The sequence below is a fragment of the Pseudomonas sp. B21-040 genome (genome assembly GCF_024748695.1).
GTDB lineage: Bacteria > Pseudomonadota > Gammaproteobacteria > Pseudomonadales > Pseudomonadaceae > Aquipseudomonas.
This window is the reverse complement of the sequence record NZ_CP087176.1, coordinates 4,274,670-4,286,718: the sequence shown is the minus strand read 5'-3', so window position 1 is coordinate 4,286,718 and position 12,049 is coordinate 4,274,670. Positions and strand designations below refer to the sequence as shown.

The window sequence follows — 12,049 nt, the reverse complement described above, 5'->3', positions numbered from 1 at the left end:
CTGCGCGTAGTGCGGATTTCAATCTCAGACGCGTTCTTTCCTGAGCCGAAAACCGCAGCCGACTTTTTCAACAGAATCGGCCAGAAGCAGTCATCTAGATGGAGCGCTATCCGGAATGACTCTGGCCTCGACGTCAAACCTGCTCAACAATGCGGCACCATCAGTAACACTAAGAATCTGATCGATCGCAGCGATTTTAAGGCTTGCGTGGTCGATCTGAAATTCTGCGTCGTTGTATGCAGCCTCCGCCTCATTGTGGAGTGCATAGGCCAAATGTGCCGCGACACGGACGCTCATGGGAGCATTAACATCGCTGCCCAGATAATCAGCAAGCAACGTCCTAATCTCAAGCAGTGCGAGCGCGAGCAGCTTGGTCTGGTCAGTCTGCATAAAGGGAGTCCGGGTATTAAAAGCTAGAGTGCGAACGGATTTCGTGAGGTTATATAAACTCTTGGTCAGGCAAAAGCGAAAGACCGCTTTGGGTCGGATAGCGACCACCAGCCATTGTGACTGATCCACCCTTGTCCTCCCCTCAACGTGGAAGACGAGCCATGAACACTATTGCTAGATACAGCCATCAGCCTTGGAATAAGGGAAAGCTTCTCGGGCAGAAAGCCCCACTTCGAGTCAGAGATATCTGGGCCATCCGCGTGAGACTCCAGCTTGCTGAGAAGACGCGTGATTTGGCGCTCTTCAACTTGGCCATCGATAGCAAGCTGCGTGCCTGTGACTTAACCAAGTTGCGAGTCCGAGACATTGCCCATGGGGAGCATGTGTCGTCACGGGCCATCGTGATGCAGCAGAAAACTCAGCACCCAGTGCAATTTGAAATCACTGAGCAAACCCGAACAGTTCTGGAGGCGTGGATGCATCAGGCGCGTCTCCGCAGCGAGGACTGCTTGTTCCCGAGCCGGTTGCACGCCTCAGACCATCTTTCCACCAGACAATACGCTCGAATAGTCAAAGCATGGGTGACAGCCATTGGCCTTGATCCAACTATGTACGGTACCCACACGCTACGGAGAACCAAGGCATCGTTGATCTATCGCAGGACGAAGAACCTGAGAGCTGTCCAACTCCTGCTTGGTCATACGAAGCTTGAAAGCACTGTCAGATACCTGGGAATCGAGGTCGATGATGCCCTGGAAATGGCAGAACAGACGGAAGTCTGATCATCCATAGTGACGGTCGATGCTAGACCGTCGCGATCCGACCCAAAGCAGACGATCACGGAACTGGTTCAATGATCGCTATGGGTTCAGCCAGTCAGAATGAAGCTGCGGAAAACGCTCTTGCAGCCACTCAATAAAAACTTGAACCTGTGGGGCCAGATGCGTCCGGCTTGGGTACAGCAACGACACGGGGCGAGGGGCTGGCCGATAGGGCTTTAGAATTTCCACCAAACCGCGACTGTCCAAATGCTCGGCCACGGTGATTCCTGGTGCCTGGATTATTCCGAAGCCCGACACCCCGCACTGAACGTACGCATTCGACTCGGTGACGGTGATGCCGGCGTTACTCACAAACGCGCGATCCTGACCTTTTACCGAGAAATGCCAAGGTAATGTCCTGTTGCTCTGACCGGACAAGAAGTTAACGCCACGATGGGAGGCCAGATCGTCGAGTGTTTCGGGTTCACCATGCTCGTGCAGATACTCGGGCGCTGCACACGTCACCATGGTCGCCATCGCAATAGGGCGAGCGATCAAAGTCGAATCCGGTAGATCGCCGATACGCAACGCACAGTCGATGCCTTCACCGATCAGATCGACGGCCCGGTCAGTCACGCCCAGTACCATGTTGATACCAGGGTAGGAGGCGGTGAATTCTTTAAGGCTTTTGATGAATTCCAATTGCGCGAAAGCGGTCGGGATATCGACGCGAAGTCGGCCTGCGAGCGTTGCTCCGGATCGGTCGAACATCGAGGTCGCAGCAGAAATACCCGCCAGAATTTCCTGTACCCGCTCATAGAACCTCTCGCCTTCGGCGGTGAGTGCCACCTTTCTCGTGGTGCGCTGGAACAGGCGCACACCTAATGACGTCTCCAACTCCTGGATATATCGAGTCACCTGAGGTCGCCCGATCTCCAGCGATTCGGCGGCTTTGGTAAAGCTGCCGAGTTCGGCAAGTTTGGCGAACAGTCGCATCGATTGAAGTAATTCCATGACGCTTTCCTATGAACCCCGTCTGACTCACGAAGTTGAACATGATTGTTGTCCAAGAGTAGAACAATCATGTCTTTTTCCACGCATTTATTGCGTACCACCAATGGCGAAAAATGCACCCAAGGCAGAACCGGCTCTGGTTCGAAGCCACTGACGTGTATTTGGAGATTCGCAATGAAAGCCTGGTTATTGAAAGATTTCGGACTCGACAACCTGCAATTGGGAGAGGTAGCGACCCCGCAACCCAAGGCTGGCGAGTTGCTGGTCAAGGTCGGTGCTGTCTCGCTCAACTTTCGCGACAAGGCAATCGTCGACGGCATTTATGAGCCGCACATGGTGCCCAAACCACTTATCCCAGTGAGCGATGCCGCCGGCACGGTGGTAGCGGTCGGTGACGACGTCACACGTTTCAAAGTCGGTGATCGCGTCAACTCGCATCTTTATTCGCGTTGGCTGGATGGCGAGCCAGGGCCGAACGAACCCGATTACTGCTTCGGTTCGCCGTTGCCCGGCGGTCTGGCCGAATACATGATCATCCATGAAGACAGCGCTGTCGGTGCACCCGACAACATGAGTGACGAAGAGGCCGCAACACTTCCTATCGCTGCGCTCACGGCCTGGTATTCGCTGGTGGACTTTGGACAAATCCAGCCGGGCCAGACCGTGTTGGTTCAGGGCACTGGAGGTGTGTCGATATTTGCCGTGCAGATCGCAACTGCGCTTGGCGCGAAGGTAGTTGCGACGTCGAGTAGCGACCAGAATTTGCAAATCGTGAAGGGGCTGGGGGCCGTGGCGGGCATCAACTACAGAACGACTCCGAAATGGGCGGACGAAGTGCTGAAGCTGACCGAAGGCAAGGGTGTGGATCTGCTGCTCGATGTGGCCGGCGGCAGCGGTATCAATCAATCGGTCGCTGCAACCAAGGCATCGGGGCGTATTGCGCAGATCGGCTTTCTAACAGGGCAAAGCGTTGAACTCAATCTGATGCCACTCATTTTCCGCCAGACGACCATTCGCGGTATCGCTGTAGCGCCGCGCTCATCGTTCGACCGGATGAATACGTTCCTCAACGAACACAAGATTCGTCCCGTGATCGACCAGGTATATCCGTTCGAGAAAGCACGAGAAGCTTACGAGCATCTCGCGAAGGGAGCATTTGGAAAGGTTGTGATCAAAATCGCTTAATAACGTTAAGGCGCCAATACGGCGCCTTTTTTCGCCTCTCGCAGGAGATTCAACTCCATAGTTGAGCCGGGCGAGACTCAGGCTCAAACGTCCGCTTCTGGCCGACTGCTGCTTCTCGAAGAGCGCAGCGCTCGACCCATCCTGACGTTCTTGAGGGTGTCCGATTGGGTGTCGTGCTGGATGATTGTCTCGCCAGCAACGGCCGCTCATGCCTACTCCATCGTCTCAGCCACCCCCTGATCCTCGCCCAGAAACCCACCGCTCTGATGATGCCAAAGCCGCGCATAGGTGCCGTTTTTACGCAGCAATTCGGCATGGGTACCCTGTTCGATGATGCGTCCGTCATCCATGACAATCAGCCGATCCATGGCCGCGATCGTTGACAGCCGATGGGCGATGGCGATGACGGTCTTGCCCTCCATCATTTCATCGAGGCTTTCCTGGATGGCGACTTCGACTTCCGAATCCAGGGCGCTGGTGGCCTCGTCAAGCAAAAGGATCGGGGCGTTCTTGAGCATCACCCGGGCGATGGCAATGCGTTGGCGCTGGCCACCCGAAAGCTTGATACCGCGCTCACCCACCAGGGTGTCATAACCGGTATGGCCTTGCCGGTCGCTCAGTTGACTGATGAAACCATCGGCCTGGGCGTTGGCGGCGGCCCTGCGGACTTGCGCGTCGGTCGCATCCGGGCGACCGTAGGCGATGTTGTCGCGAATGGAACGGTGCAGCAGGGAGGTGTCCTGAGTGACCATGCCGATGGCGCTGCGCAGGCTGTCTTGTGTCACCTGAGCGATGTTTTGTCCATCGATGCGAATCTCGCCACTGTCCACGTCGTAGAAGCGCAGCAGCAGGTTGATCAGCGTGGACTTGCCGGCTCCGGAGCGGCCCACCAGGCCGATTTTTTCGCCCGGGAAGATGTTCAAGCTAAGGCCATCGAGCACCTGGCGTTCACCGTTGTAGTTGAAACCGACATTGTCGAAGGTCACCGCGCCGCCGGCGGGCACCAGCACTCCGGCGTCTGGCGCATCCTGCACCTTGGGGCCACGGGTCAAGGTCGCCATGCCATCCTGCACGGTGCCGATGCTTTCGAACAGCGAGGTCATCTGCCACATGATCCAATGCGACATGCCGTTGATACGCAGCGCCATGGCGGTAATCGCCGCAACGGCCCCCGTGCCGACTTCGCCCTGGTGCCACAGCCACAGGGCATAGCCGCCAGCTCCAATAATCAGCGCGACCACCAGCGCCTGGTTGACGATCTCGAACTGGCTGACCAGACGCATCTGGCGAAAGCCGGTCAGCTTGAAATCCTCCATCGCCGCGCGCGCGAAGTGTGCTTCGCGATTGGAGTGCGAGAACAGCTTCACAGTGGTGATGTTGGTGTAGGCGTCCGAGATGCGCCCGGTCATCGACGACCGCGCATGGGCCTGTTCCTGCCCGACTTGCCCCAAACGTGGCACAAAGTACAGCATGGCCAGGCCGAACAAGGCGATCCAGGCAATAAAAGGCAGCATCAGTTTCAGGTCGAAGCCGCCGGCCAGTGCGATGATCGCGATGAAATAAACCCCGATCCCGGGGGCGATTTCGATGACGGTGAACAGGACCTCGCGCACGCCGAGTGCGGTCTGCATCACCTTGGTCGTCACCCGGCCGGAGAACTCATCGGAAAAGAATGAAAGGCTTTGCCGCAGCATCAGGCGATGGAAATCCCAGCGCAGCCGCAGCGGCAGATTAATCGCCAATATCTGGTGCTGCACCATGGTGCCTAGTGCTACCAACCCGATGCTGGTGATCAGTACGATGCCGATGCCCCACAGCACTCGACTTTCCTGCGCCTGTGCATCGCCGCCGGCCTGCCAGGTGGAGAGCAGGTCCACGACCTGCCCGAGAAAGGAAAACAACCAGGCTTCGTAAATCGACACACTGGCACTGAGCAGCGCAAACGCCAGGATATAACCGCGGGCGCCGCGGGTGCAGGCCCACAGGAACCGCACCAGGCCGACAGGTGGCGGCGGTGCTTCATCGGGTGGGAAAGGGTCGAGTCTTCGTTCAAGCACGCGAAGCATGGTGGCCTCAAAAAGGATCAAGTTAAGGCAATTCTGCCATTTAACGATTGTTTTGAGGCTTTTGCAGGTCAGGGGTTCGGCAAGGTGGGACCATTGTAAGTAATGGCCTGGGCAATTCAGACGACACTTTAGATCGGGTTCTTTGCTGCAAACAGTTTTCGGGCTTCAGCAAAACATTTTTCGGCGATGGCCGAGCGCGGTTCGGTTTTGCGCATGACCAGGCCCAGGGGGGCGAGCACGCTGGCATCCGGCAGGTTGCTACCGCCGCTGAACGCCCGATCTTCATCGCCAATGATTGTGAAGTCGACTGCATGCCGACCCACCGGGTTTTCGGTGCCATCCACAAAGCCGACCATGTTGCGCATGTCGAAGTGACGGAAACCCTGGACCTCATCAACGACTGAAATCGCATCGCCCAGCGCCGAAAGCAACTGCGTCGCCAATTCGAAACACAGGTCCATCTGGTCCGCACGAATGTGCAGCAAAATGTCCCCCGACGTTGCCATCGCGCGACGTCCCTCAGTGCCAAACTCGCGAAACGGGTGGAGTGAGGCGGGGCGCGGCTGACCAAAGAGTAAGTCCCAGGCACTGGAACCAAAACCGCAGACGCACGACAAATTTCCGGAGGGCACTCGTTTGCCGACTGATCGCGTAAGGGCCGCGATGTCTGCGCACTAGCCCCGTACTTTCTCCGCGCAGTCGCTACCCGGAGCCACCGTTGCAACGATGAAGATCGCGCTGCTGGAGATGGGGCTGTAGACGGATTGAGGCTCAGGCGTTTGGTTAGTCATGGGGTGAGTATTGTCATTGAAAAGGCCACAAGTGGCGAAAGAGAAAGGAAGGAACGAGCGTAACAGATCAGATAGACCGCTGCCTTTGTGAGGGTACGGTCCCATGCCTCTCCTATTGGCGTTCAAAGCTGAAGGCACGGGTCTAAGGAAGGAGCGCGGCACGCACGCCGGGGGCGGCGCCGAGGTGGCGACGGCGTCGCAGGCTGCGGATTGAGCGGGGCCTTTCGCCGGGGTGACCACCTCAGGCTTACCCCAGCCGTGAACTTCAGCGTCCTCTACGCCGTGGATTCGCACTAGCGACGATAGTAACGGTGATCATCCTCGTAACGATGCCGCATGGCCCGATCCTGGTGGCGCTCCCAATCACGACGTTCAGCTTCTCGGCGGGCTTGCTCTCTACGCCAATTATCTCTGCGCCATTCATCTCGGCGCCAATCGTCTCTACGATCGTGCCAACGGCCGTCATGCCAGTATCGATCGTCATGGGCTAGCAACGGCCCTGGCTGCTTGCCGGTCATACTGGCCAAGGTCGGCCAAGGGTTGCCGGCGGCCTGGACAGGCGATTGAATGGCTGTGACTTCAGTGGCGAAAACCGGGGTTGAGGTTTTCATCTGTGTGGCGGATGCCGAGCTCACTGCCGCGAACGCGAACAGGCCGACGAGCACTATCCGTGGGACATGGAATTTCATGAGCGAAGGCAACCTCTGATGGACAATTGGACGTGTGGCGATCTGGTTGTGGTAAGCCTGCGGGGGGGCGTGCTTACCGAGCGGATGTGCCTATCCACATAGACCGATAAATAGGGAAAAGTTCTAGGAAACCGTTGCTTAAATAGTCCCCGTTGCCCCAGGAACTTCAGGGTGTTGGCCAGGTCAATAGCGGCCCTGTATCGGAAATGCCGAGCAGCGCTGTGGTCTGTTTTACGCCAGTGCCGTCCGAGTTCAGTCGAGTCAGCCCCCTGATGCCAACCAAGAGTTTTCTGCCAGGCCTCATCCTGGTGTTCTGTGCCGTCGCGTCGTTTTGTTCTGTCGCTGCCGAGCGAAGAGCTCCCGCGCAAAGCAACAGCGCATCAACCACCTTGATCGAAACAGCCTCGCGGCAGTATGGAAATGGCCATCTGGACCAGGCCGCCGCAACGCTGGAGCGTGCCCTGCATATCCAGCCGAACAATCCCGCGACGCTGCATTACCTCGGTGTATTGCGTCTTCAGCAGGGGCAATACCAGCAGGCTGAAACCTTGGCGGCGCGTTCGAACATGAGGGTTGGTCGCAACGTCGAGTTGCGCAACCGTAACTTCCAATTGATCCAGGCGGCGCAGCAGGCCCAATCCTCGGGTACCCCACCCATTGGCAAAGAGGACCAGGTCGAAGTGCAGAAGGGGCTGGAGGAGGAGACCCAAAGGCGCCGCGAAGCGCAGATGGCGGTTGTTGAGCCATCCACTCCGGACACTGGGCGTGACGCGGGCAACTTCGCTAGTGCAGGGGCAGATCGGGTTTCGGATGTACCGACGGCTGGCAGAGCCGGGGCCGAAGGAAACTTGCAAATGGTGAATGTCGAGCCAGAGCGGGCGTACGCTGAGCTTGAGATTCCCCGCGGCCATATGCCGCCTCCGGGCAAATGCCGAATTTGGTTTCCTGATCGCCCGCCGGGGCATCAGCCTGCATCCGGCAAATGCAAGAAGCTGCGATATCGGGTTCCTTCAGGGGCCTACCTGGTGCGCGGTTGAGTTTCCGAGTGTCCACTCCTTGCCGATAGCTGCCTGAAGTGAAGGGCCGCTACCGACCCTTCGTGACAGGCAGCTAGCCACCTCGGACAATCGCCTGCCCTCAGGCCTCCAACCCGAACGGGTCGTCTACGGAATAGCTCGGCTGGGTAAACCAGCGCGGGCCAGTGGCGGTCATGTAGAAATGATCCTCCAGGCGAATACCGAACTCGCCCGGTACGCAAATCATCGGCTCATTGGAGAAGCACATGCCCTCGGCCAGCGGCGTCTGGTCACCACGCACCAGGTAGGGCCCTTCGTGAATGTCCAGGCCGATGCCATGTCCGGTGCGGTGCGGCAGGCCGGGTAACTGGTAGTCCGGGCCGAGACCGGCGGCTTCCAGGCTAAGCCGCGCAGCGGCATCCACCACCCGGCAGGGTTCGCCCAGGCGCGCGGCGTCGAAGGCGGCCTGCTGGGCGGCCTTTTCCAGGTTCCACATGGCGCGCTGGCGGTCGCTCGGGGTGCCGAACACGTAACTGCGAGTGATATCCGACTGGTAGCCGTGGAGCAGGCAGCCCGTGTCGATCAGCACCATGTCGCCGTCCTTGAGCACCTGCGCGTGCTTCACCCCATGGGGGAAGGCGCTGGCCTCGCCGAACAGAACGATGCAGAAGGTCGAACCCGGCGCGCCCACCTTGCGGTGCGCCTCGCGGATGAACTCGGCAACCTCGGTGGTGCTGATACCTGCGCGCAGGATGCTGGCGGCAGCCTTGTGCACTTCCAAGGTCATGTCTTTGGCGCGCTGCATCAACGCCAACTCTGTAGCGGACTTGTGATAGCGACACTGGTTTATCACGCAAGAAGCGTCTACGAACTCGAAACCCGATCCGAGGCGGCGGATTGCGTCGAACATGAAGAACGCCAGGGATGGGCACAGGCCCACCACTGCGTCGGCGGCGATGCCCATTCCAGCGAGCATGTCGAGCAGCAGGCGGTAGGGACTCTCGTGCTCATGCCAACCATGGATAACCCCATCCACCTCGCGGAAGTCGCGGATGGTGCCCTCTTCGAAGGCCGGGGCGATATAGGCCAGCGGGCCGTTGGCAGGCAGCACGGCGCCGACCATGCGTTCGCTCGGGCTCCACTTCACTCCGGTGAAGTAGCACAGGTTGCTGCCAGCGTTCAGGTAGAGGGCAGCGATACCCTGCTCGAGCATCAGGCTCTGGGCCTTGGCAATGCGTGACTGGTATTCGTCGAGGCCGATGGGCTGCATGCCCGCGGTCATCTTCGCCAGGCCGGCCAGCGCCTGTTCCGGAGTTTTGCCACCTACACCCACTGTCATCTCGTTCTCCTGAGTTATGTTGCAGTGCGCGAAATTTAAGCCTGACTTAAAAAGCGGTCAAGACGTTTTTTTAGCCCCACTTAATTTCAATATGGCGAAAAGCCTTTTCGACAATGCGCTGCCCGTTATACTGGCGCCTTTCAGCACACGAGCCACGCCAATGACCGCAGAACAGATCGGGGAACGGTTGCGCCGCTACCGCCGTGCCGCCAACAAGACCCTGAATCAAGTCGCCACTGAAACAGGCCTCACAGCCAGCTTCCTGTCCCAGGCGGAGCGTAACCTCACTGGCGTGTCCATCTCCTCGCTGGCGAGAATCGCAAATGCCTTGGGCATTCCGCTCAACACCCTGTTCGACCAGCCCACCCAGCCCCAGCCCGACTCCCACCAGGGCCAGCGCGTGCGGTACTCCATCGGCAGCCAGCCGCTGGTCTACGAGCGCCTGTCCAGCAACTTCCCCGGCAACCTGATCAATGCGATGAAGATGACCATGGCAGTGGGCTACCAGTCCGAGCTCATCTCCCACGAAGGCGCAGAGTTTACCTATGTGCTTTCCGGGCAAATCGTCTACACCATCGAAGGCCACACCTACCCGCTCGGCCCTGGGGGATCGGTGCATTTTGACTCCACCAAGCAACATTCCATCGCCAATTCTGGCAACGAAGTTGCCGAAGTGCTGGTCGTCACCACCATGGGCGGCCTGCTCGACGATCACCCCACGGCCTGACCGTGCGCCCTTAAAATGTAAGTATTACTTAATTTAAGTTGAAATTAATTTTAGATTGACTTAATTTTTGCCTCGGCCGGTGGCGGCGCGAGCGTCCCTCTCCCCACTTCAGCGCTACCGCCCGAGCCAGGACGTCGGCCTTCGGCTGCCTGTTCGCAAATGACAGGCAGCCTACAGCCCGTAAAGCCGCAGGGTCAGGTGCATCCCCCCAGGAATGGACTACCTGATCTGCCGCCCTCAAAAATAACAACAATGAGGTTCGCATGCGCAAAAAAACCACGCTCAAGACCATGATCGCCGCCGGCCTGATCCTCGGTTCCGGCTTCACCCACGCCGCCAGCAACCTGGTGTTCTGCTCCGAAGGCAGCCCGGCTGGCTTCGACCCAGGCCAATACACCACGGGGACCGACTTCGACGCGTCAGCCGAAACCGTATTCAACCGTCTCTCGCAGTTTGAACGTGGCGGCACCAAGGTCATCCCGGGCCTGGCAACCAGCTGGGACGTTTCTCCCGATGGCCTGACCTACACCTTCCACCTGCGTGACGGGGTCAAGTTCCACACCACCGACTACTTCAAGCCGACTCGCGACTTCAACGCCGACGACGTGCTGTTCACCTTCAACCGCATGCTCGACAAGGACATGCCGTTCCGCAAGGCCTACCCCACCGAATTCCCCTACTTCACCGACATGGGGATGAACGAAAAGATCACCAAGGTCGAAAAAGTCGACGACCGTACCGTCAAGTTCACCCTCAAGGGTGTCGACGCAGCCTTCATCCAGAACCTGGCCATGAGCTTCGCCTCGATCCAGTCGGCCGAATACGCCAACCAGTTGCTCAAGGAAGGCAAGGCCCAGGACATCAACCAAAAGCCGATCGGCACTGGCCCGTTCGTGTTCAGCAAGTACCAGAAAGACGCCCAGATTCGCTACAAGGGCAACAAGGATTACTGGAAGCCTGAAGACGTGAAGATCGACAATCTGATCTTCGCCATCACCACCGACGCCTCGGTGCGCATGCAAAAGCTGAAAAAGAACGAATGTCAGATCACCTCCTTCCCGCGCCCGGCCGACATCAAGCCGCTGCAGGAAGACAAGAACATCAAGATGCCTAGTCAACCAGGCTTCAATCTTGGCTATATCGCCTACAACTTCACCCACAAGCCGTTCGACAAGCTCGAAGTACGCCAGGCGCTAGACATGGCGGTAAACAAGAAAGCCATCATCGAAGCCGTTTACCAGGGCGCCGGCCAGTTGGCCGTCAACGGCCTGCCGCCGACCCAGTGGTCCTACGACGAGTCCATCAAGGACGCCGGCTACAACCCGCAGAAGGCCAAGGAGTTGCTGAAGGCTGCAGGCGTGAAAGAAGGCACAGAAATCACCCTCTGGGCCATGCCGGTGCAGCGCCCCTACAACCCCAACGCCAAGCTGATGGCCGAAATGCTCCAGGCCGACTGGGCCAAAATCGGCATCAAGGCCAACATCGTCAGCTATGAGTGGGGCGAGTACATCAAGCGCGGCCACGCCGGCGAGCACGACGCCATGCTGATCGGCTTCACTGGCGACAACGGTGACCCGGACAACTGGTTGGGCACCCTCTACACCTGTAACGCGGTCAACGGCAACAACTTCTCCAAGTGGTGCGATGCTGGCTACGACAAACTGGTGAAGGCCGCCGAGGCCACCTCCGATGTGGACAAGCGCACTGCGCTGTACAAAGAAGCACAGCATGTCCTGAAAGCGCAGGTGCCGATGACCCCGATCGCCCACTCCACGGTCTACCAGCCGATGCGCACCAGTGTGCAGGACTTCCAGATCAGCCCCTTCGGACTCAGCAGCTTCTACGGCGTCTATAACGAACAGTGAGCGACAGGGGCCGGCCAAACGGCCCCCTTCGCCTTCCTCGAGCCGGCGCCAGACCGGCGAGGACTTTCTCACCTGCTACAACGAAAAAAATTAAGCGCCACACCGGGAAACGTCGAGCCGGAGCCTTTACTCACGCAGCCTAAATTGCTGAGAACGGCCAGCACGCTGACCGGCATTACAAAAATAATAAAGAGTGATAAGCCCTA

General features: G+C 58.4%; 10 protein-coding genes and 2 pseudogenes. 5 read left to right on the top strand and 7 right to left on the bottom strand.

Translation table 11 applies throughout. From position 1 onward, the window contains the following. Positions 1 to 90: 90 nt before the first annotated feature. Positions 91 to 519, bottom strand: coding sequence for a hypothetical protein (locus LOY55_RS19600; protein WP_223524933.1), 429 nt, complete (start codon positions 517 to 519; stop codon positions 91 to 93). A 32-nt stretch (positions 520 to 551) separates the two neighbouring features. Here LOY55_RS19600 and LOY55_RS19595 point away from each other — a divergent pair, with 32 nt between their 5' ends. Beyond that, a complete protein-coding gene (locus LOY55_RS19595) occupies positions 552 to 1,172 on the top strand; it encodes a tyrosine-type recombinase/integrase (RefSeq protein ID WP_223524931.1) in 621 nt (206 codons plus the stop codon). A 78-nt stretch (positions 1,173 to 1,250) separates the two neighbouring features. Here LOY55_RS19595 and LOY55_RS19590 read toward each other — a convergent pair whose 3' ends face one another. Beyond that, on the bottom strand, positions 1,251 to 2,165 hold the full coding sequence (locus LOY55_RS19590; protein WP_223524929.1) for a LysR family transcriptional regulator: 915 nt from the start codon (positions 2,163 to 2,165) through the stop codon (positions 1,251 to 1,253). A 174-nt stretch (positions 2,166 to 2,339) separates the two neighbouring features. Between LOY55_RS19590 and LOY55_RS19585 the strand changes: the two genes are divergently transcribed. Continuing rightward, entirely contained in the window at positions 2,340 to 3,350 is a 1,011-nt protein-coding gene (locus LOY55_RS19585; protein WP_223524927.1) for an NAD(P)-dependent alcohol dehydrogenase, read from the top strand. Between the two features lie 212 nt (positions 3,351 to 3,562). Here LOY55_RS19585 and LOY55_RS19580 read toward each other — a convergent pair whose 3' ends face one another. From LOY55_RS19580 to LOY55_RS19565, 4 genes and pseudogenes are all read right to left on the bottom strand, one after another. Then, positions 3,563 to 5,416, bottom strand: coding sequence for an ABC transporter ATP-binding protein (locus tag LOY55_RS19580; RefSeq protein WP_258666408.1), 1,854 nt, complete (start codon positions 5,414 to 5,416; stop codon positions 3,563 to 3,565). Positions 5,417 to 5,544: 128 nt separating this feature from the next. Continuing rightward, a pseudogene (locus LOY55_RS19575) lies at positions 5,545 to 5,673 on the bottom strand (LysR family transcriptional regulator); the annotation flags it as partial. Continuing rightward, positions 5,674 to 6,207: pseudogene (locus LOY55_RS19570) on the bottom strand (Dyp-type peroxidase); the annotation flags it as partial. Positions 6,208 to 6,500: 293 nt separating this feature from the next. Further along, positions 6,501 to 6,896 carry a hypothetical protein gene (locus LOY55_RS19565; protein WP_109788123.1) on the bottom strand — a complete coding sequence of 132 codons (396 nt, stop codon included), beginning with the start codon at positions 6,894 to 6,896 and terminating at the stop codon, positions 6,501 to 6,503. A gap of 272 nt (positions 6,897 to 7,168) precedes the next feature. Between LOY55_RS19565 and LOY55_RS19560 the strand changes: the two genes are divergently transcribed. Then, positions 7,169 to 7,933, top strand: a complete 765-nt coding sequence (locus tag LOY55_RS19560) for a type IV pilus biogenesis/stability protein PilW (protein WP_223524925.1) — start codon at positions 7,169 to 7,171, stop codon at positions 7,931 to 7,933. Positions 7,934 to 8,033: 100 nt separating this feature from the next. Here the strand turns inward: LOY55_RS19560 and LOY55_RS19555 are convergent, their stop codons facing one another. Then, the gene (locus LOY55_RS19555; RefSeq protein WP_223525261.1) at positions 8,034 to 9,251 is read right to left on the bottom strand and encodes a Xaa-Pro peptidase family protein; all 1,218 of its coding nucleotides are present in this window, start codon (positions 9,249 to 9,251) and stop codon (positions 8,034 to 8,036) included. 160 nt (positions 9,252 to 9,411) lie between these two features. On the opposite strand from LOY55_RS19555, the gene LOY55_RS19550 reads away from it, so the two are divergent. Then, positions 9,412 to 9,978, top strand: a complete 567-nt coding sequence (locus tag LOY55_RS19550; protein ID WP_223525260.1) for a helix-turn-helix domain-containing protein — start codon at positions 9,412 to 9,414, stop codon at positions 9,976 to 9,978. A gap of 263 nt (positions 9,979 to 10,241) precedes the next feature. Next, entirely contained in the window at positions 10,242 to 11,843 is a 1,602-nt protein-coding gene (locus tag LOY55_RS19545) for an ABC transporter substrate-binding protein (protein ID WP_046032421.1), read from the top strand. Positions 11,844 to 12,049: the final 206 nt, after the last annotated feature.

Coding starts and splice junctions, on each gene's coding strand:
- LOY55_RS19555 (WP_223525261.1), bottom strand. CDS start 9,251: ATGACAGTGGGTGTAGGTGGCAAAACTCCGGAACAGGCGCTGGCCGGC.
- LOY55_RS19560 (WP_223524925.1), top strand. CDS start 7,169: ATGCCAACCAAGAGTTTTCTGCCAGGCCTCATCCTGGTGTTCTGTGCC.
- LOY55_RS19550 (WP_223525260.1), top strand. CDS start 9,412: ATGACCGCAGAACAGATCGGGGAACGGTTGCGCCGCTACCGCCGTGCC.
- LOY55_RS19585 (WP_223524927.1), top strand. CDS start 2,340: ATGAAAGCCTGGTTATTGAAAGATTTCGGACTCGACAACCTGCAATTG.
- LOY55_RS19590 (WP_223524929.1), bottom strand. CDS start 2,165: ATGGAATTACTTCAATCGATGCGACTGTTCGCCAAACTTGCCGAACTC.
- LOY55_RS19595 (WP_223524931.1), top strand. CDS start 552: ATGAACACTATTGCTAGATACAGCCATCAGCCTTGGAATAAGGGAAAG.
- LOY55_RS19545 (WP_046032421.1), top strand. CDS start 10,242: ATGCGCAAAAAAACCACGCTCAAGACCATGATCGCCGCCGGCCTGATC.
- LOY55_RS19580 (WP_258666408.1), bottom strand. CDS start 5,416: ATGCTTCGCGTGCTTGAACGAAGACTCGACCCTTTCCCACCCGATGAA.
- LOY55_RS19565 (WP_109788123.1), bottom strand. CDS start 6,896: ATGAAATTCCATGTCCCACGGATAGTGCTCGTCGGCCTGTTCGCGTTC.